This window comes from Clostridium sp. Marseille-Q2269, from assembly GCF_943736985.1.
In the GTDB taxonomy this organism is placed as follows: Bacteria; Bacillota; Clostridia; order Clostridiales; family Clostridiaceae; genus Clostridium_F.
This window is the reverse complement of record NZ_CALSFS010000010.1, coordinates 137,613-155,714: the sequence shown is the minus strand read 5'-3', so window position 1 is coordinate 155,714 and position 18,102 is coordinate 137,613. Positions and strand designations below refer to the sequence as shown.

Below are 18,102 nucleotides of genomic sequence, written 5' to 3'. Positions count from 1 at the left end.
TTTTAAACTATGAATTTTTATAAAGGAGGATTAATTATGCCCTTAAAAAGTAAAGAAAAAAATAAAGGATTAGGTATCTTTGAAAGATATCTTACTATATGGGTAGCACTTTGCATTATAGTAGGAATACTTATAGGACAATTTATTCCGTCCATACCTGAAACTTTGAATAAATTTGAATACTACAATGTTTCAATACCAGTTGCTATTTTAATTTGGCTTATGATATATCCAATGATGTTAAAAATTGATTTTAATAGTATAGTAGGTGTAACTAAAAAACCTAAAGGGTTAATAGTTACCTGCGTTACTAATTGGCTTATAAAGCCCTTTACAATGTATTTAATAGCCTCATTTTTCTTAAAGGTTGTGTTTAAAGCATTTATTCCAGGAAACCTTGCTACAGAGTATTTAGCAGGTGCAGTACTATTAGGAGCAGCACCATGCACAGCAATGGTATTTGTATGGAGTTATCTTACTAAAGGAGATGCAGCATATACCTTAGTTCAAGTAGCTGTAAATGATTTAATTATATTAGTAGCCTTTGCACCTATTGTAGCGTTTTTATTGGGAGTAAGTGATGTTACAGTTCCCTATGGAACATTAATATTATCAACTATATTATTTGTTGTTATACCTTTAACAGCAGGCTTTTTAACAAGAAAATCAGTTATAAAAAATAAGGGAATAGAGTATTTTAATGATGTGTTTTTAAAGAAATTCGATAATATAACTATTATAGGATTGCTTCTAACTTTAGTTATTATTTTCTCATTCCAAGGAGAGATTATATTAAACAATCCGCTTCATATTTTATTGATTGCAGTACCTCTTACAATTCAAACATTTCTTATATTTACTATTGCTTATGGATGGGCAAAACTATGGAAATTACCTCACAATGTGGCTGCACCAGTAGGCATGATAGGAGCAAGTAATTTCTTTGAACTATCAGTTGCAGTTGCAATATCTTTGTTTGGATTGAAATCAGGAGCAGCCCTTGCCACAGTAGTAGGAGTTTTAACTGAAGTACCTATAATGTTAACTCTTGTTAGAATTGCTAATAATACACGAGGATGGTTTTCAACAGAGATTATAGAGAAACAATAAATAAATTTTTAAGTTACACTTCTATTAGAATTAATTAAGGGGTGATGTATATGAAATGGGAATATAAAGTTATTGAAATTAATTCTATAAAGAATTTAGGTAATCCTATTAATTTACAGAATGAACTTAATAATTATGGTGAAGAAGGATGGGAACTTGTATGTGCTTTGGCCAAACCTCATGAGGGAATAGGATGGATGCCAAAACCAGATGATGGTTCAGTAATATTTAAAAGAGCGCTTAGTATATAATAGATGAGAATTATATAAATTAGGAAAATATAATTAAAAATTAATTATATTTTCCTTGGGTTGTTGATAAACATATTTTGTAAACAGCCTTTTAAATTTATACAAAAAGGATTTTCATTATTTATGTAGAATATATATTCTTGTTACCTATCTATTTTCTACTATTATTCTTGCTACTCTTTCCGCTACTTCACCCGTGAATGCTATACATTGATCCATATGCTCTTTTGAACCTAATTCCATGTCTTTTGTTAGAAATCTACAGCAGAGACTTTTATGTTCTTTTTTAAAATCATCATGTAATTTTTTACTTAGTTCCATGGATTTTGCAACTATAGGGTCTTTTGCTTCTTTTCTACCAAACACCATACCAAGTGCCATTATTCCACCTGCTATAGCGCCACAAGTACATCCTGAACCTCCCATACCTACTGGAAATCCTGATGCCATAGCTATAGCATCATCTGAAACTTCTATTTTAAATTCATCTCTAATAGTTTTAACTACCGCTTCTGAACAATAAAAATCTCCATTTCTATAGTAATCTTCAGCAACTTTTCTTATTTTATCAAAGTCAATATTATTCATTATATTACCTCCAAAATGATTAATTAGTTGTAAACTATTTTTATTTTAAGCTAATAAAAAATATAGTTCACATGAAAATGAATAAACTATTATTCGTTTTTAATTCATATTTTTATCTATTTTTTCAATTTTCTTATTCTATTATGTTGTAATATTCTACATTGAAAATTATATTCCTTCTTCATTATATAGTGATTTTTTTGCTAAGAATAATGTGCGTATATGTATTTTAAAATAAAGAAACTTTATCTAATTACACAATGCTTAATTTTAGGTATTCCATAGGGCTCATTAAGTAGCTTATCTAAAGCCTATAATCCGCTAGGGCGTAATACTTTAAAATAGGCAGCCTTGTACTAGCTTATATCTGCTACTTTTAAGTATTTCTTTGTAGCTACAGAAATAAGCAATTCCAAGGACAAAATATAATTACAAAAGAAATGCAACCTTATTAGTTAAAAGATACCCTATAGATAGACTTATTTTGTCTATGTTATGGGGTATCTTTTAATTTAGTGGAGCATTACTTTTTTTAAAATATCCAAATAGAAATTTTTGTACAGGCTTCCATTTGCCATAGGGTATTACTTTTAAGTAGAGGTAAAAGAAACCTAGTCCAACCAAAATAAAAAATATAAATTATTATAAAAGTTTTTCATTAATTTTAGGCTATGTTAAAGAACTGAGTTGAAATTTGGCTACCACATTTAGAATGGGTTATAATAAGTTATGTTGAATGTTTGTGATTCTATAATTACCTAATGTGTAATTGAACAAATAAACAATTGTAAAAAATACGAAGTAAATAAAGTATAATTAGAATAAAAAATAAAGGAGAGAAAGGTATGACAGAATTCTGGGAATCAAGTTTTTTACAAAATCAGATGATGTGGGGGAATGAACCATCAGATTCAGCAATTTTAACAAAAGATTTTTTTATTGAAAAGAAAGTTAAGGATATATTAATACCTGGTATTGGATATGGTAGAAACGCAAATGTTTTTATTGATAACGGAATAAATGTAACAGGTATTGAAATTTCAAAAACAGCCATTGAATTAGCACGACAAAGTGGGCTTAATATTAGTATCTTTAATGGTTCAGTAAGTGATATGCCTTTTGATAATAAACTTTATGACGGTATATTTTGTTACGCACTTATTCATTTATTGAATAATGCTGAGAGAAATAAATTTATTAAAGATTGCTATAATCAGTTGAAGCCAAATGGATATATGATTTTTACTACTATTTCAAAGAAAGCTCCAATGTTTGGAAAGGGCAAACAACTGGGTAAAGACTATTTTGAGATAATGGAAGGGGTAAAAATGTTTTTTTATGATTCTGACTCCATAAAACAAGAATTTGGTAAATATGGACTTATAGAATTTGTAGAAATTGATGAGCCACATAAGAATAAGGAAAATACACCTCCATTCAAATTTATAATGATAAAATGTCAGAAAGAACTATAAATACAATTATGTAATTTCCACAACTAGCAGAAGTAGAAGTCTCCATACTAAATAAACTAGGGTTCAGATGGATGGGTAAACATAAATAAGACTTACTAGATACAGCATAAAATTCAAAATAAAGAAATCAAATGAAAGAAGGTTTATTAAATGGAAAATGAAAAAAATATATATAGACCACCAATGGAATATGATAGTTTAATCCTTCAAGTTACTTCAGGCTGTGCCCATAATAAGTGTACATTTTGTAGTATGTATAAAGATAGAGATTTCAGAATTAAAAAAATCAGTGATATAGTGGATCAGCTAAAAGAAACAAGAAAAATGTATTCAAATATAAAAAAGATATTTTTAGCTGATGGGGATGCTTTTGTGTTAAAAACAGAAAGTATTTTAGAAATACTAAAGCATATTAAAGAAATATATCCAGAATGCACTCATGTAGCTTCTTATGCAAGATTTACCGATGTACTTCGAAAAAGTCCTGAAGACTTAAAATTGCTGCGTGAAAATGGATTAAAAAAACTATATCTTGGCTTAGAAAGTGGAAGCGATGAAGTTTTAACTTTTGTACATAAAAATTCAACAGTAGACAATGCAATCAAAGCATCAAATTTGCTTAAAGAAGCAGGAATAACAATTTATACAACAGTGCTTTTAGGATTAGGGGGTAAAAAATTATCTAAGGAACATATAACAAAAACAGCAGAAGCTCTTAATATAATAAATCCTGACTTTGTAAGTTTAATGACACTTTTAGTTAGTGGTGAAATGGAACTTATGAAGGATATAAAAGCAGGAAGATTTGAATTGTTAACACCAAAAGAGCTAGTTTTAGAAGCTTTAAGTCTTGTGGAAAAGCTTAAAGTTAAAGGCACTACTTTAAGAATAAATCATGCATCTAATTTTGTGAATCTTCAAGGTGTATTACCTTTGGATAAGGAACATATTTTAAATGGTTTAAAAAAAGTTTTAGATAAAGATTTAACTACTAAAGATCAGTACAGAAGATTTTAATAAGGAAGCTTATTAAATATAATGTTTCAATATCATCTAAGTAACTTATAAATTTGAAAAGTAATAAATAAAGTCGTTACTTAGAAGCAAAATTCTAGGTAACTACGTTTTTTATGTGTAATATTAGAGTAGTATAGTAAGATGTTATTCTGAATATAATGACAAATAATGATATAATTTGCTCATAAACGTACAATGTATTATTGATATATATAAATTAACTTCACTTGAATGTATATATAAATAAATAGTTAGATGGTTTGAAATTTACAAAAGGTGGTATATATTGCATATGAAAATTCTTATTACAGGTACTGGAATTATTAGAAGTATTTATAGATGGCAATTGTTTGAATCAGGTAATGATATTACACATTTTGTTCGTAAAGGTAAAAAACAGATAATTGAAATACTATACGTTGTTTAGATATGAGATTTGGAGAAGAAAATCATAAAGAGGTATTATATAACCCTAAAATTGTTGACAAAATAAGTGAAGATGAAAATTATGATCTTATTAATGTTACTGTAAAAGCTAATCAACTAATATCAATATTCCCTATTATTTTAAAAATAGATGATAAATCAGATATATTAATTTTGAAAAATATATGGATTTATAATATTAAAGAAATTGAACCTTATTTAATAGAGTTTAAAGTTTTTTCTACAACCACATATTATGGATGGAGGAAAAGAAGGAAACTCTATTTATTATACAATATTCGGAGTGAAAAATGCATCTACAATTCTTGGACAAAAACATGGGAAAATAACAGATAGGTTTTTAAAAGTTTAAGAAGTTATGAATAAAGTAGGACTTAATCCAAAGGTGTCAAAGAATATAATTACTTTACTATAAACAAACTATGTATAATTTTTAGCAGGTGTTATGAAAGCTGGTTTGGAAGAAATTTATGTAAATCAGGATGATTTTGCAAAACTATCAATACTTATTTTAAGAGAAGGCTATAAAGGTTGCAGGGCACTTACTATACAAGTGTGGAATATATTTCCTGAACGTCTTTATTATTTACCAACATCTTTATTATTAAAAACATTGAAAAAATGTTTGCTTTTAAAGAAACTCATTGTATAATTTTGTACAACACTTAAAACTTAATAAGTTTATTATTTTTGCCCATAGTTTAGGTGCTCATATTGTTTATATTATAGGGTTTTTTTTATTTAGTGGGTATTACTTTTTTAAAGTTTATTTTAAAATGTTCGTAATATGAAATTAAATTCTTGTTGATTTAAGAAAAATATTATAATATAATATTACCAATTAAATAACATGATGCTTATTCTTACCCCCGGGTAAGAATAATAAAAAGCACTAGATTTCATTTCGTTAGGGCCTATTTTTAGGAGAGATGAGATCTGGTGCTTTATTGTTTTTTAGGAATAGTTCAATTCATATTGGTTAAAGGGGGGATATTTTATAGGATTTTAATATAGGAGCTAATAAATATAAATTAAACTAAAAATTTCTTGAATAATTTAAAGGAGGTTAATTAATATGTTTGAAATTCAAGTATTAAGCAAAGAAGACGTATCAAAAACTCTAAAAATGAACCAAGTAATTGATGTGGTTGAATCTGTATATAAATCAAAAAGTGAAGGAATGACAGATGTATGGCCTACTGTCTTTTATGAATTTGATCTAGGTAAAGCAGATTTGGATATTAAATCTGGCTACTTAAAAAGTAAGCAACTTTTCGGTCACAAAACTGTAACATGGTTTGGTGCAAATGTAGAAAAAAACCTTCCAACTTTAATTGGAATGATTGCTGTGTTTGATGCCGAAACTGGAATGCCAATTGGAATCACAGATGCTTCTTATATCACAGGAATGAGAACAGGAGCAGCAGGGGCATTAGGAGCAAAATATTTGGCCAGAAAGACTTCAGAAAATCTATTAATTGTAGGTGCAGGCAATCAGTCGGCTTTCCAAATTGCTGCAGCTTTAACGGTACTGCCAAATATAAAAAAAGTACAGGTAGCTGCGTTAGATCTATTAGAAGCGGAGCGTTTTGTCGCTGGTATTCGCAATAGACTTCAAGACGAATTTGAAATTAATAGTGAAGATATCATATTTAGAGCCGTAGAAAATTTGGAAGTTGCAGTTAAAGAAAGTCATATTATCATAACTGTAACGCCTTCAAGAAAGCCAATTATAAAAAAAGATTGGGTTCAAAAAGGTACTCATATTTCTTGTATAGGTGCAGATATGGAAGGAAAACAAGAAATAGATTCAGAAATTATGTCATCAGCTTTAATATTTGTAGACGACATGGAACACTGTAAGGATGTAGGTGAAATAGAAATACCTCTTAAGCAAGGAGTGATAAACGAAAGAAATATAATTGGTGAAATAGGTGATTTGATATTAAATAAAGTTAATGGAAGAACAAACGATGACCAAATAACAATATTTGATGCTACTGGTATGGCACTTTTAGATATTGCTACAGCTGAAGTTGCACTACAACTTGCAGAAAAAAATAAATTAGGTTCAAAATCAAAACTTTAAAAGGAGGAATAACATTATGAGTTTTAATTATAAAGAAGTAAAAAATGCCTATGAACGCATTAAAAACTATATACGCAAAACACCATTAGAGGAATCCTATTATTTAGGAGATGAAAATAAAAGATATTTCTTTAAACTGGAATCTTTTCAAAGAGCAAAAAGCTTTAAAATCCGAGGTGCTTTAAATAAAATGATGACTTTAACTGAAGAAGAAAAAGAGTGTGGAATTGCAGCAATTTCTTCTGGAAATCATGGTAGTTCTGTTAGTTACGGTGCTTCTATTCTTGGCATAAAGAATGCAAAAGTTATTGTACCTGAAAACACTCCTCAAAGTAAAATAGATAAGATTAAATACTTTGGTGGGGATGTAATGCTTATGGGCAAAAATTATGATGAGGCCCACTTACTTGGAATGGCATATATAAAGGAAAACGGTCTAACTTTCATTGATGCATATTATAGTGATCCAAAAATATATGGTGGCCAAGGAACAATTGCCATTGAAATCCTTGAGCAAAATCAAGATATTGATACAATAGTAGTTCCAATTGGTGGTGGAGGTCTTATTACAGGTATTGCAGTTGCTGCAAAGTCAATAAAGCCAGGCATTCGTATAATTGGTGTACAGACAGAAGCATGTCCTGCTATGATAGACTCTTATAAAGACAATACCTTCTATGAAGAATATCCTAGCAAAGAGTCAATATGTGATGCTCTGGTTGGTGGTATCGGAAAGCTAAGCTATGAAATGGCCAAGGATTATGTTGATGACTTCCTTATTGTAACAGAAAAATCTATAGCTAAGGCAGTTAGTTTTATGGCAAAAGAAGAAAAATATATTGTAGAAGCAGGAAGTTGTACAACTATAGCTGCAGTTATGGAGCATCGAGAAAGAATTGGTGGAAAAAATATAGCCCTTGTTCTATCTGGTGGAAACATCGATGGAAAACTTTTAACTTCTATTTTAGAAAAATATTGATTAAAGATTATTTAAAAAAATGATGAATACTAGCTTGTCAACATATATACTTGCTAGTTTAAATAAATTTTAAATCTCAGAGTAATAAAAAAATACCCTAAAAGTGTGAGTGAATATATATTTAAATTAATTTTAGGGTATTTTTATATTTTATTTAAAGAAAATTTATAGTTTTCTACAAGTATATACTTTAAATATTTATATTTAGCATAACAACTGAAAAAACAAATAATTTATTAAAACACTGTAGTATTTGAGTCTGAATTTTGGGGCGTTTTTGTGTCGCAATATAAAGATAATATGACGTAAATATTAAAAGTAAAAATAGAAATGATGATTTTTGAAAATTGAATAATGTGATATATAAAATATGTTATAATTTACTTAAATTAGATAAATGAAATTAGATTTTGAGAGGAGAAATTTCAAATGAATATTGCTATTTGGATTGCAATCGGTGCTGCTATTTTATGCTCTTTAGTGTCTACTAATAAAAAAGATAAAAAATAAAAAATATCTATATTTTACTTGTATGGAGGATTGAATATGAGCTTAGAAGAATTACGTTTATGCTGTGCTATTAAGCAAAAGAAAGGGTTACATTTTATATTAGCATCAATTATTATTTGGTGTGTTGTACTAATTATTCATTTAACATCATTACATATTTTAACTAAGAACTTACTTACATTTTGCGCTACGGCACCATTAATGCCTTTAGCATTTCTTATATCTAAAATAATAAAGGTGAATTTTCAGAATAAAGAAAATCCGTTAACTAATTTGGGAATTATTTTTTCTCTAAATCAGATGATATATTTACTGATTGCCATGTGGATATATCCAACTGTACCTGAAAAAATGCTAATGGTACTAGCAATAATTTTTGGAGCACACCTGTTGCCATATGGTTGGCTTTATAAATCTAAGTCTTATGCAGTATTAGCTATTTTAATACCAATTTTGTCTCTTATAGTTGGTATAAACTTCGAACCTCATATTCTTGCAATGATGATGGTGATAATGGAAGTTTTGTTTAGTATCAGCTTGGCAGTTGAGAACAAGAAACTTATGTTGGATTTTAAATGTAACGTTTAATCATATTTATTTTATACTTTTCTTATTTAATGCCATAACTGAAAAAATAAATAATTTACTTAAGCACCGCATTATTCATGAATTGAATTTTGGGGTGTTTTTATGTCTCAATATAAATAAAAGGTTTAGACAGTTAAAATGATTGATTTAGAAGAAGACATTATATTTGTAAATTATATTGACAAATTGACTAATAGGGGAGAAGATTTGAATAAAGAGTTCGAATTAATAAAATAAGAGTATAAAACATATTAGTATTACAATAAGTTTAAAATAAATTATAAAAACAAAGGGAGATAAATTAATGAAAAGAAATAAAATGGTGACTTTATTGTTAATAACTATAATATCAATAGGAATAGCCTTTAATGTACAAGCAAAAGGGCTTAGCTCAAGAGGTGGTAGTCGTTCAAGTTTCCATTCAAGTAGCTTTAAAAGTAACAAATCAAGTAGTTTTAAAAGCAATTCATTTAAGATTAAGTACCCTAAAAGATTTAAAGGTGGAAAATTTAAAGTTAATAAGAATATGAATAAAAGTAAAAATACAAATACAAATACAAATACAAATGCCAACAAAAATATTAATAATACTGTAATTTATAATCATTATAATGCACCTAAGTACAATACTACTTATTATACTCCTCATGGTAATAGTTTTAGAGGTAGCTTTTGGGATAATTATTGGATGTATAGAATATTAACTAACCATAATACAGTAGTTGTAAATAGATCTAATGGTACATGGGAAACTATAGATTACGGTTATAGTGGAATATGGAAAGATATTTTAACTTTAATTATTGCTATAGTAATAATTACATTTATAATAAAGAAAGTAAGAAATAGAAGAAGATAAAAAGAAAAGACAAGAGATGATATAAATGTTAAATTAGAATATGAATTTACTTTCGGATTATTCTATAAATGATTATCCTAAGAATTTTGCAATGCTTTTATTAATTGATGGTGATGATGGGTGAAAGAGAAGAATAATCATATTAAACTTATAGTTAATCATGCAATTTGCTCATAACATTCCAGTGGCATCAATTTGCGGTGCTACTTTTTTTATAGGGGAGAATGGATATTTAGATAGTAGAAAACATTCAAGTAATATATTGGAATTTTTCAAATTGAAAACTCCTCATTATAAAGGTGAAAATAATTATATTGAAAAACAAGCGGTATGTGATAGTAATGTTATTACTGCAAATGGGACAGCCACATTGGAATTTACTAAAGAGATTATGTTATATTTAAAGGCTAAGCCTGTGGATAAGATTAATGAATGGTATGAATTTCATAAGCTAGGTTATTATAAAAAATAAATTCTTTAATTTTAACCTTAAGAGCACCTTAATTGCAAATTAGATGATTCGATAAAAATATGATATAAATTAATAAAAATTTATTGATAAACAATAAAAATGTGTGGTATCCTATATTATAGAAATTAAAAGAGAGGTGTTTTTATGAAACGATATTCAACAATTTTTCTAAAAATAGCTGTTATTATCATTGGAATTCCGGTTCTGGGTATGTGTATATTTGGATTGCCTTTAATGGTACATTATTTTCACTATCCCATTTTAATTGGTATATATGCAACGGCTATAACATTTTTCTTTGCCCTGTATCAAGCTTTAAGGCTTTTAAGTTATATTGATAAGAACAAAGCTTTTTCTGAATTATCTGTAAATGCTTTAAAGCATATAAAATATTGTGGGATTACCATAAGTATTTTATATGCTATACTCTTACCTTTTTTATATCCAATAGCAGATGTAGATGATGCACCAGGTGTGGTAGCAATACCATTAATCATTATTTTTGTATCTGCCGTCATTGCAGTTTTTGCTGCTGTTCTTCAAAGGCTTTTACAATATGCCGTTGATATAAAGTCAGAAAATGATTTAACGGTATGAGGTAGATAAAATGGCGATTATAATTAATATTGATGTGATGTTGGCTAAAAGAAAAATGAGTGTAACAGAACTTACAAAGAGGGTGGGAATAACCATGGCCAATCTTTCTATATTGAAAAATGGAAAGGCAAAAGCCATTAGATTTTCAACTTTAGAGGCAATATGTAAAGCGTTGGATTGTCAGCCCGGTGATATTTTAGAATACAGAAATGATTTATAAACTATAAATTGAATGAGAGTATGTTATAAAGGTTTATTTGGGAGGTAATATATGAAAATTAAATTAATTCAACCTGCAATGTTGCCAAGACCTATGGATACAAAATTAAAAACAAGAATGTCTCCGTCATTGGCTTTATTAACAATAGCAAATCTTACTCCAAAGGAACATGAAGTTATTATTGAAAATGAAAATGTTGAAAAGATAGATTTTGATGATCCAGTAGATTTGGTGGCTATAACTGTTACTGTAGATGTTATGAATAGAGCAGTTGAAATATCAAAAGAATTTCAAAATAGAGGAGTAACAGTAATTGCAGGAGGTATACATATTACAGCGGATCCACAGGTAGCTCTTAATAGTTTTGATGTAATATGTGTTGGAATGGCAGAGAGAGTTTGGATAGAAATTCTTAAGGATAAAAAAAATAATTCACTTAAAAATATATATTATGATACAGAGAATATTAAAGGGGAAGAAATAGTAGCACCCAACTATTACATTATTGATAATAAAAAGTATTTATATACAAATATAATTAGTACAAGCAGAGGGTGTCCATTTAAATGTGATTTTTGCTATAATAGTTGCAAAAATATGCTTAAAAATTATATTAATAGACCCATAGAAGATGTAATTAAAGATATAAAGGCATTAAAAACAAGACATATAATGTTTATTGATGATAATTTTATTGGAAATCCTCAATGGACAAAAAAATTATTACAGGAAATAAAACCTCTTGAACTAAAATGGAACGCAGCGGTTACTTCCAATATAGTAGATATGCCTAAATTGTTAGATGAAATGAAAGAGTCTGGTTGTCAAAGTTTATTTATAGGTTTTGAAAGTATAAATGGAAAGTCCATAGATAGTGTACACAAGGTGCAAAATAGTGTAAATAGATATGAGAAACTTGTAGATGAAATTCATAAAAGAGGAATAATGATAAATGCAAGTTTTGTTTTCGGATTAGATGAAGATGATGTTTCTGTATTTAAAAATACATTAGAATGGATAGTTAAAAATAAGATAGAAACGGTAACTTCACATATTCTTACACCATATCCTGGTACAAAGTTATACTCATCATTAATAAAAGAAAATAGAATTATAGATTTTGATTTGTCAAACTATAATACTGCCCATGTGGTATATAAACCTAAGAATATGGGGGCAGAAGAATTGTATAACGGGTATATATGGATATACAAAGAAGTGTACACATTTAAAAATATAATGAAAAGACTGCCCAAATCTAAAAAACAATGGATTCCATTTTTAGCCTTTAATTTGTTTTATAGAAAATTTGGAAAGCTGACAGAATTACTGTGTAATATAATTTCATTTAAAAGTATAGGAAAATTTTTTAGATGGCTGGCTTATTCTATAAAGTAGATGGTGGAATTTTTATAGTACTATTATTTATAAATTTTTTATTTTAAAACCTATCTTAAGCTTTTAGTTATAAAGTTTTAAGGTAGGTTTTTAATATTTCTGTAAATTTTATAACATTGTATTATTAAAATAATTTATGATACAATAACCATATAATAATGGTAAAATATAAAATATATGTTAAATTTGGCTAAGAGTATATTTTTAAATAACTATAAAAGTATTATTATTTACATGAAAAATTTAGAAATGTAGGTGATTACTTGTTTTTGAAGAAATAGTGTTAAGAGGAATTATTTTAGAAGGTTTCTTAAACAAGTATAAAGCACTAACTGCCATAATTATGTCATCAATTATATTTGGAGTATGGCATGGAAACATCATTTATTGAACAGCTTTCTCTAGTCTTATTCCATTAATATAATCTGTAGTTGTTTTACCTGTCACCTGCTTAAAAATTCTACAAAAATGATAGGTACTTATATGGACAATATCTGAAAGATCGTTCAACTAAAGCACTACCCTTAGTAAAAAAATATAGCTGCATATGTTCATGCCAATGTGTGTTAAATTTTACGCCTTTTTTATAGTTTTCTGCTAGGAATATGTCTATGCCCAAGTTTGGATTGGACATTTTCTTAGAATAATAAGTTTGTAAATTTTTCATATCTATATCCTTATATCAAAATTGTACTAAAATTTAGCAATATAATTCTTTAATTATACAGTAAATATAGATATTATAATATAAGTGAGTTTTATTATAAATAGCAAAATTTTCAATACGGTGGTATGAAAATGAATAAATCAAAATTAGAAAAAATAACTTTTTATAGTAATATACTTGATAAAGAAATGGGGATGTTGGTATATTTGCCCAAGGAGTATAATAATTTTAAGTCTCTACCAGTTTTATATTTTTTACATGGAAGAAGTGGAAACGAAAATATAATGTTTCAAATAGATATGAATATTAAGGTTGATAAATTGATAAAAGATAGAGAAATTCAACCTATGATAATTGTATGTCCAAGAATTGAAAACAGCAGAGGGATTAATTCATCTTTAATGAGTAAACAGGTGTCTCATAATGGAGATGGTAATAGAATTATAAATTTAGGAATGTACGAAGATTATTTTATAAAAGAAATAGTGCCTTTAATAGATAATACCTTTAAGACTATAAAGCATAAAAAAGGAAGATATATAGGAGGCGTATCTGCTGGAGGGTATATAGCTCTTCATAATGCATTTAGATATCAGCATATATTTTCCAAAGTAGGAGCACATATGCCTGCTCTGGAATTGGAGCTTGATGATGAAGATAAATTATATTATAAGGACATGAGTGTATGGGAAAAATATGATCCAATATACATTGCAAGAAACACTAATATTTCTTCTGATATGAGAGTTTATCTGGATGCCGGAGATAAAGATGAAGGTGGATTTTATAAAGGCTGTTCAATTTTACATAAAATATTGAATAAAAAAGGTGTAAATTGTGAGAATCATATATTCACTGGTAACCACAGTGCTAAATATATATAATCTGATATTGAGAAATATCTAAAGTTCTATGGATGTTAATGTATAAGTAACAACATATACTAAATACTATAAAGAATGAAATTATATTTATTCAAGATATTCAAATACAAATGAGAATATTAATTTTGTATATAATATGAAAAAGATTTTAAATATTAATCATGTAATATAGATTTATCTGATAAACTTAATTATAACAAGGTACAAGAAACAGTTATAGAAATAAAGGTGTGATAAATAATGATAAGTGAACATATAAAAATTCTAATACCTAAATGGGTAAAATATATTATAGATACTTTAGAAAATCAAGGATATGAAGGTTATATAGTAGGAGGGTGTGTTAGAGACAGTTTACTAAGTAAAAATCCTAATGATTGGGATATAACCACTAATGCAAAACCACAACAAATAATGGGAATATTTAAAAACCTACAATGCAAAATTATTCCTACTGGACTTAAGCATGGAACAGTTACTATAATATTTAATAATGAAAATTTCGAGATTACAACTTATAGAATAGATGGAGAGTATGAAGACAATAGGCATCCTAAAGAAGTTAAATTCACATCAAGTTTAAAAGAAGATCTAAGGCGTAGAGATTTTACAATTAATGCTATGGCTTATAGTGAAAAAAATGGATTAGTAGATTATTTTAATGGCGTGGAAGATCTAAAAAATAAAATTATTAGATGTGTAGGAGATCCATTACATAGATATAATGAAGATGCACTAAGAATGTTAAGATGTATAAGATTCGCTTCACAATTAAATTTCCATATAGAAAAATCTACAAAATTTAGTATAAGAGAATTAAGTGTAAATATAAGCAATGTATCTATAGAAAGAATTAGAGTGGAATTATGCAAAATATTAATAAGTAGTAAACCTGCTTATGGTATAAGAAATATGGTTAAATTAAATTTGATAGATTATATTATTCCTGAGCTAAAAGATTGTATAGGGTTTGAACAACATAATAAACATCATGATAAAGATGCGTATGATCATATATTGTGTGTGTTAGAAAATATACCTAATAAATTAGAATTAAGATTATCGGCGTTATTACATGATATAGGAAAACCTAAGTGTTTTAGTATAGGGGATGATGGGCAAGGGCATTTTTATGGCCATGAAAAAATAAGTTCTGATATTACTAAAAAAATACTAACAAGATTAAAATTTGATAATAAAACAATAGATAAGGTACATAAGTTAGTTTATAATCATATGACCATAGATGACAAATTAAAAGATTCTAGCATAAAAAAGTTTATTAATAGAGTAGGAATTCATAACTTGGATGATTTATTTCAGCTACAAATGGCTGATATAAAAGGATGTGCCAAAGAATATCATAATTTTCATAATGTATTAAATTTAAAAATAAAGTGTGAAAAAATACTTAGTGAAAAACAACCACTAAAAGTGAAGGATTTAGATATTACTGGATATGATTTAATGAAATTAGGAATAAGACAAGGAAAAGAAATAGGAACTGTGTTGAATAAATTATTGGATATAGTTTTAGAAAAGCCTAATTTAAATAATAAAAAAGATTTAATTGAGCTAGTAAAGAGTTTATAAAAATATATTTTATCAAGATATTTATTGTGTAATAATGCTGTAGAAAGGTGAATGAAATGAGAAGAATTCAGACCTTGGAATTTAAGGTAAGTGTACTAATAGTTATTATTATTTCTTTTATTGTACCAGCAAATGTAACACAAAATGGAATTTTTATAGAATATAAATTTGGATTTCCTTGTAGGTATTGGTCAATATATCAAAATAATAAAGGCAGTTTACAGCTTTTAACTAATTTGTTTGATGGAAATATAGGAATGGGAATCAATTTATTATATTTCTTTGGGAATATTCTTATTATTTATGCTGTATTAATTTTAATAAAGAAAATATATATAAAAATTAACAATAAATGATTGACAAACTCCGTATATTATTGCGGAAGAATATTTTAAAAAAATTAATGCACCAAATAAAAAATTATATTTAATACCTGGTGCTGGGCATATGAAAATGGTCATTTAAAGCATGGAAATGGAATGTTTAAATTCAAAGAGTTTAATATTCATATATAATAAAAATAAATCAAGTTAAAAGTAGGTTATGCTTTGAAAAAATATTTTAGTATTATAATAATAGTATTGTTAGTTTCCGTATTATTCTGGATTAAACCTATGAAAAAAGTCATTCCTTTATGGCCACCTGATATTAATGTTACATATAATGAGAGTAAATTTGAAACTGCAACAGGCGATTATACTTTGGCTAACAAACCTGGAAATTCAAGTTTGGCTGATAGTCCAATAAATTTAGCTAAAGAACTTAGAGTGTCTCCTGTAGAAAAAGGTGGACAAATAAAATTTAATTTTAATACTTTATTGAGACAGCCACGTAAAACTAATGTGTACTTATTAATATACAATAAAGATAAAGAGTCAGACATTAAATTAAAGGAACAAGTGGTAAATGGAAATTCCTTTAATGCCCCAAAAGAAAAGGGAGAATATATTTTCTTAATTTTTAGTTCATGGGATGAAGGACATTCTATTGATTATGTGCTTAAGATAAACGTTACATAGATAAATAAATCCAACAACTCAAAAACAAATAATTTATAGACTCCACGATATTTAAATGAATTTTGTGGTGTTTTTTTATTATAATAAAAATTAATGTAATAAAATGTAATAGTAATAAAATTTACTCCAATTGATACTGTAAATTTTATTGTGTAAAATAAATTACATGAGGTTAAGTTAAAAAATCCCACATAAAATAAAAAAGGGGAGCTATAAATGGAAAATATATTAAGAGTCGAAAAAATTGAAAAGTATTATGGAAACAAAGATAATGTAACAAAGGCTAATGATAATATTATTACAGGGAAAATAATGATATTACTAGGTTAAAGTCAAAACTATTAGATGAATATGTAAAATTTTAACGATATAATAAAGTACAGAAACTTATAATATTAGGCTTTTATTTTAAGTATAGGAAATATGGCTAAAGAGAATAATAAATACTATAACAATATAGGGTAGTAAAGTGTATAATAAAACATATAAAAACATGTAGAAAATGTCATATAAGAAACTATATAAAAATTTTTATTTAAACTTTAAAAAATAATTTGCAAATACGAAACGAAGGAGGAAGTATGGATAAAAATTATGGTAAAAAGTCTAAAAAAGAATTAAAAAATATATTAACGAAAGAGCAGTATAAAGTAACCCAAGAAGATGGAACAGAACCACCATTTGAAAATGAATATTGGGATTTACATGAAGATGGTATTTATGTAGATATAACAAATGGAGAACCTTTATTTATTTCAGATGATAAGTTTCATTCTTCTTGTGGATGGCCTGCATTTAGCAAACCAATAGATAAAGAAATAGTAAAAGAATTTGCTGATAAAAAATATGGAATGATTAGAACGGAAGTAAGAAGTAAAAATTCTGATTCTCACTTAGGACATGTATTTTCCGATGGACCAGAAAAGTTAGGTGGATTAAGATATTGTATTAATTCAGCTGCACTTAAATTTATCCCTAAGGATAAGCTTGAAGAAGAAGGATATGGTGAATATTTAAAATTTTTTAAATAACATATTTGCTTTATTAGAATGATTTACATTTATTCATATATTATAGACTAAAGTTATAAATCTCTTTAATATAATAAATTATATAACTAATATGAATAGATAATAAAAGAGAATCTATTTTTAGAAAACTAATAGTTATTTTTTTCATTACCATAAAAATTTTACTTTATATTCATATTATAAAAATGTCTATATAAAATACTTTTGTTACATAAAGTTTTTATATAGACATTAATTATTTTTCTTATTTTAAAAGAAATTTTACTATAGAAGATGAGATTTTAGTTTATAAAAAAGTAAAGAAAGTA

The 18,102-nt window shown here is 26.9% G+C and carries 23 protein-coding genes and 1 pseudogene; 22 read left to right on the top strand and 2 right to left on the bottom strand.

What is annotated here, in order from left to right; translation table 11 throughout:
* Positions 1 to 36 precede the first annotated feature (36 nt).
* Together arsB and NGI68_RS12390 are read left to right on the top strand one after the other, a co-directional pair.
* Positions 37 to 1,110: an ACR3 family arsenite efflux transporter gene (gene arsB, locus NGI68_RS12395; RefSeq protein ID WP_251861782.1), complete on the top strand. Its 1,074-nt coding sequence runs from the start codon at positions 37 to 39 to the stop codon at positions 1,108 to 1,110.
* A gap of 50 nt (positions 1,111 to 1,160) precedes the next feature.
* Entirely contained in the window at positions 1,161 to 1,361 is a 201-nt protein-coding gene (locus NGI68_RS12390; RefSeq protein ID WP_076178532.1) for a DUF4177 domain-containing protein, read from the top strand.
* A gap of 147 nt (positions 1,362 to 1,508) precedes the next feature.
* Here the strand turns inward: NGI68_RS12390 and NGI68_RS12385 are convergent, their stop codons facing one another.
* A complete protein-coding gene (locus NGI68_RS12385) occupies positions 1,509 to 1,949 on the bottom strand; it encodes a C-GCAxxG-C-C family protein (protein ID WP_045519964.1) in 441 nt (146 codons plus the stop codon).
* A gap of 845 nt (positions 1,950 to 2,794) precedes the next feature.
* On the opposite strand from NGI68_RS12385, the gene NGI68_RS12380 reads away from it, so the two are divergent.
* The 14 genes from NGI68_RS12380 (at position 2,795) to NGI68_RS17150 (ending at position 12,991) form a co-directional block, all read left to right on the top strand.
* The gene (locus tag NGI68_RS12380; protein WP_251861781.1) at positions 2,795 to 3,424 is read left to right on the top strand and encodes a class I SAM-dependent methyltransferase; all 630 of its coding nucleotides are present in this window, start codon (positions 2,795 to 2,797) and stop codon (positions 3,422 to 3,424) included.
* Between the two features lie 150 nt (positions 3,425 to 3,574).
* Entirely contained in the window at positions 3,575 to 4,441 is an 867-nt protein-coding gene (locus tag NGI68_RS12375) for a B12-binding domain-containing radical SAM protein (protein ID WP_251861780.1), read from the top strand.
* Positions 4,442 to 4,733: 292 nt separating this feature from the next.
* The gene (locus NGI68_RS16970) at positions 4,734 to 4,868 is read left to right on the top strand and encodes a hypothetical protein (RefSeq protein WP_286010114.1); all 135 of its coding nucleotides are present in this window, start codon (positions 4,734 to 4,736) and stop codon (positions 4,866 to 4,868) included.
* Positions 4,869 to 4,870: 2 nt separating this feature from the next.
* A complete protein-coding gene (locus NGI68_RS12370) occupies positions 4,871 to 5,224 on the top strand; it encodes a Rossmann-fold NAD(P)-binding domain-containing protein (protein ID WP_251861779.1) in 354 nt (117 codons plus the stop codon).
* A 109-nt stretch (positions 5,225 to 5,333) separates the two neighbouring features.
* On the top strand, positions 5,334 to 5,540 hold the full coding sequence (locus NGI68_RS12365) for a hypothetical protein (RefSeq protein WP_251861778.1): 207 nt from the start codon (positions 5,334 to 5,336) through the stop codon (positions 5,538 to 5,540).
* 423 nt (positions 5,541 to 5,963) lie between these two features.
* Complete coding sequence (locus tag NGI68_RS12360) at positions 5,964 to 6,977, top strand: ornithine cyclodeaminase family protein (protein WP_251861777.1); 1,014 nt, start codon at positions 5,964 to 5,966, stop codon at positions 6,975 to 6,977.
* A 16-nt stretch (positions 6,978 to 6,993) separates the two neighbouring features.
* A complete protein-coding gene (locus NGI68_RS12355) occupies positions 6,994 to 7,956 on the top strand; it encodes a threonine ammonia-lyase (protein ID WP_251861776.1) in 963 nt (320 codons plus the stop codon).
* Positions 7,957 to 8,502: 546 nt separating this feature from the next.
* Entirely contained in the window at positions 8,503 to 9,054 is a 552-nt protein-coding gene (locus tag NGI68_RS12350) for a DUF7010 family protein (RefSeq protein ID WP_251861775.1), read from the top strand.
* A gap of 304 nt (positions 9,055 to 9,358) precedes the next feature.
* Positions 9,359 to 9,913: a hypothetical protein gene (locus NGI68_RS12345; protein ID WP_251861774.1), complete on the top strand. Its 555-nt coding sequence runs from the start codon at positions 9,359 to 9,361 to the stop codon at positions 9,911 to 9,913.
* 160 nt (positions 9,914 to 10,073) lie between these two features.
* Positions 10,074 to 10,385, top strand: coding sequence for a DJ-1/PfpI family protein (locus NGI68_RS12340; protein ID WP_251861773.1), 312 nt, complete (start codon positions 10,074 to 10,076; stop codon positions 10,383 to 10,385).
* Positions 10,386 to 10,529: 144 nt separating this feature from the next.
* The gene (locus NGI68_RS12335; RefSeq protein WP_251861772.1) at positions 10,530 to 10,982 is read left to right on the top strand and encodes a DUF2975 domain-containing protein; all 453 of its coding nucleotides are present in this window, start codon (positions 10,530 to 10,532) and stop codon (positions 10,980 to 10,982) included.
* Between the two features lie 10 nt (positions 10,983 to 10,992).
* Positions 10,993 to 11,202, top strand: coding sequence for a helix-turn-helix domain-containing protein (locus tag NGI68_RS12330; RefSeq protein ID WP_251861771.1), 210 nt, complete (start codon positions 10,993 to 10,995; stop codon positions 11,200 to 11,202).
* Between the two features lie 51 nt (positions 11,203 to 11,253).
* Positions 11,254 to 12,600 carry a B12-binding domain-containing radical SAM protein gene (locus NGI68_RS12325; protein ID WP_251861770.1) on the top strand — a complete coding sequence of 449 codons (1,347 nt, stop codon included), beginning with the start codon at positions 11,254 to 11,256 and terminating at the stop codon, positions 12,598 to 12,600.
* A gap of 277 nt (positions 12,601 to 12,877) precedes the next feature.
* Positions 12,878 to 12,991, top strand: a complete 114-nt coding sequence (locus NGI68_RS17150) for a CPBP family glutamic-type intramembrane protease (RefSeq protein ID WP_502799393.1) — start codon at positions 12,878 to 12,880, stop codon at positions 12,989 to 12,991.
* Here the strand turns inward: NGI68_RS17150 and NGI68_RS12320 are convergent.
* On the bottom strand, positions 12,985 to 13,110 hold the full coding sequence (locus NGI68_RS12320; RefSeq protein ID WP_251861769.1) for a helix-turn-helix domain-containing protein: 126 nt from the start codon (positions 13,108 to 13,110) through the stop codon (positions 12,985 to 12,987). The two genes, NGI68_RS17150 and NGI68_RS12320, sit on opposite strands and share 7 nt — an antisense overlap.
* A gap of 288 nt (positions 13,111 to 13,398) precedes the next feature.
* On the opposite strand from NGI68_RS12320, the gene NGI68_RS12315 reads away from it, so the two are divergent.
* The 6 genes and pseudogenes from NGI68_RS12315 to msrB all read left to right on the top strand — a co-directional run bounded on the left by NGI68_RS12315 (position 13,399) and on the right by msrB (position 17,794).
* Positions 13,399 to 14,151: an alpha/beta hydrolase gene (locus tag NGI68_RS12315; RefSeq protein ID WP_251861768.1), complete on the top strand. Its 753-nt coding sequence runs from the start codon at positions 13,399 to 13,401 to the stop codon at positions 14,149 to 14,151.
* 240 nt (positions 14,152 to 14,391) lie between these two features.
* Complete coding sequence (locus NGI68_RS12310; RefSeq protein ID WP_251861767.1) at positions 14,392 to 15,744, top strand: CCA tRNA nucleotidyltransferase; 1,353 nt, start codon at positions 14,392 to 14,394, stop codon at positions 15,742 to 15,744.
* 56 nt (positions 15,745 to 15,800) lie between these two features.
* Positions 15,801 to 16,100 (top strand): hypothetical protein, encoded by a 300-nt coding sequence (locus NGI68_RS12305; RefSeq protein ID WP_251861766.1) that lies wholly within the window; start codon positions 15,801 to 15,803, stop codon positions 16,098 to 16,100.
* A gap of 192 nt (positions 16,101 to 16,292) precedes the next feature.
* Positions 16,293 to 16,763, top strand: coding sequence for a hypothetical protein (locus tag NGI68_RS12300; RefSeq protein ID WP_251861765.1), 471 nt, complete (start codon positions 16,293 to 16,295; stop codon positions 16,761 to 16,763).
* Positions 16,764 to 16,979: 216 nt separating this feature from the next.
* Positions 16,980 to 17,060: pseudogene (locus tag NGI68_RS12295) on the top strand (ABC transporter ATP-binding protein); the annotation flags it as partial.
* A 284-nt stretch (positions 17,061 to 17,344) separates the two neighbouring features.
* Positions 17,345 to 17,794 carry a peptide-methionine (R)-S-oxide reductase MsrB gene (gene msrB / locus NGI68_RS12290; protein ID WP_251861764.1) on the top strand — a complete coding sequence of 150 codons (450 nt, stop codon included), beginning with the start codon at positions 17,345 to 17,347 and terminating at the stop codon, positions 17,792 to 17,794.
* Positions 17,795 to 18,102 lie beyond the last annotated feature (308 nt).